The organism is Ideonella azotifigens (genome assembly GCF_006519715.1).
GTDB classification, from domain to species: domain Bacteria; phylum Pseudomonadota; class Gammaproteobacteria; order Burkholderiales; family Burkholderiaceae_C; genus Ideonella; species Ideonella azotifigens.
Genome location: NZ_VIDT01000939.1, coordinates 1 through 1714 on the forward strand (window position 1 = coordinate 1; position 1714 = coordinate 1714).

Annotated in this window: 2 protein-coding genes; both read right to left on the reverse strand. The window is 68.4% G+C overall.

What is annotated here, in order from left to right; translation table 11 throughout:
• Positions 1–808, reverse strand: an 808-nt coding sequence (gene pedC / locus FKP22_RS29430) for a lanthanide ABC transporter permease protein PedC (RefSeq protein ID WP_141291736.1), incomplete at its 3' end; no start/stop codon positions are given.
• 104 nt (positions 809–912) lie between these two features.
• Positions 913–1714, reverse strand: an 802-nt coding sequence (locus tag FKP22_RS29435; RefSeq protein WP_141291738.1) for a type 1 periplasmic-binding domain-containing protein, incomplete at its 5' end; no start/stop codon positions are given.

The following is a 1714-nucleotide window of genomic DNA, read 5'->3' on the forward strand; positions in this document are numbered from 1 at the left end:
CGCCTCCACCGCGCTTGGTCAATCCGCCGAAACCACGCTGCGGGTCGTAGCCCCAGCAGGCGACCACGAAGAACAGCACCAGGCAGCCGAGCACGACATACGGTGCCGCGCCCGGGTCCTTGCCATACAGCGCGAAGCGGACCCACTCCACCGCATGCGTGAACGGGTTGAAGCGGGCCAGCTGATAGACCCACTCGGCGCCCGACTCCTGCAGCTTCCACAGCGGGTAGAGCGCGGTCGACAGGAAGTACATCGGGAAGATCACGAAGTTCATCGTGCCGGCGAAGTTTTCGAGCTGCTTCACGTACACCGACAGCAGCAGCCCGAGTGCGCCCAGCATCAGCGCGCCGCAGACGAGTGCGAGCAGCGCGTTCAGGCCGGCGAGCGACAACAGCGGCAGCTCGGTGCCGATCAACGCGGCGACGATGACAAACGCGAGCGCCTGCAGCACAGACAGCAGCGCAGTCGCGCACAGCTTCGAGAACAGCAACCACGGGCGCGGCAGCGGCGCCGTCAGCAGCAGGCGCATCAGGCCCATCTCGCGGTCATAGACCATCGCCAGTGAGGACTGCATGCCGTTGAACAGCAGCACCATGCCGACCAGGCCGGGCACGATGTAGACGTCGTAAGGGATGTAGGTGTCGTAGGGCTCGACGATGGCGACGCCGAACACATTGCGAAAGCCCGCCGCGAACACCGCAAGCCACAGCAGCGGCCGCACCAGCGCCGACACCAGCCGCCCGGTCTGGCGCGAGAACTTGAACAGCTCGCGCATGACGATGGCCTGCAGCGCCTGAAGCGCATGCATGACAGCCCCTCGCCGGACGGGTACGTCCGGCGATCCCCCGAGGGGATGCGGGCCGGCTTGGGGCGGCCCGGCGCTCGGCCCGCTTCCGGCATTGGCGGGCGCTTTCAGCGGGTCGCTTTGCATAGCTTCTCCGGAGCGTCGGCGCCGAGCGTGTCCAGCACATCGGTCGGGTGCAGCAGGCCTTCGATCGGCGCCTGCGCAATCACACCCTGGCCATCGGTCAGCAGCAGGGGCTGGCGAAGCTGGCCGTCCCACGTGCGAAAGCTCAGGGCGAGACCCTTGGAGCCGTCGACGCTAGTCTTCGCGAGCGCCTGCGCCCACGCTGCATTCGGGCCCTTCGGCGTCGAGGTCGCGAGCGCGAGCAGCGTCTTGCCGCCCATCCACGCAGCCCAGTCGCTGTCCGTCATCGGTCGCTTCGCGGCCTTGAAGAAGCGGCGTGAGACCTGCGGCGCGCCGTAGCGCTCGAACTGCGCATGCCAGGCCAGCGCAACCAGGCCTGCATCACCGACCACCGGCCGCGGCAGCACGGTGCGGTAGGGCAGGCCGCGCGCGAACTCGCCGTCGCTGTCGACGATCCAGACCGCGTCGTAGTTGTTGCCCGCGGTCAGCAGCAGCGGGTTGGCCAGGTCGCGCTCGCGCGGGTCGGTCGAGAGCTTGAAGGGCTTGGATGCCACCACCTGCAACCCGTAGCGCTTGATCGAGGCCTGCGCGGTTGCGGCGCGCAGCTGGTCCTGCGCGCCCGGGCCGACCAGCAGCAACAGCTTGTTCCATTTGCGCGACACCAGGGTCTGCGCAATCGCATCGGCGCGCATGCGCTCGCTCGGCAGCAGGTGGTAGAGGCGCGGCCGGCAATCCTGCTGGCGCAGCCGGTCGTCGGGTGCGCCGAGGTTGAGCACCGGCAGTTTC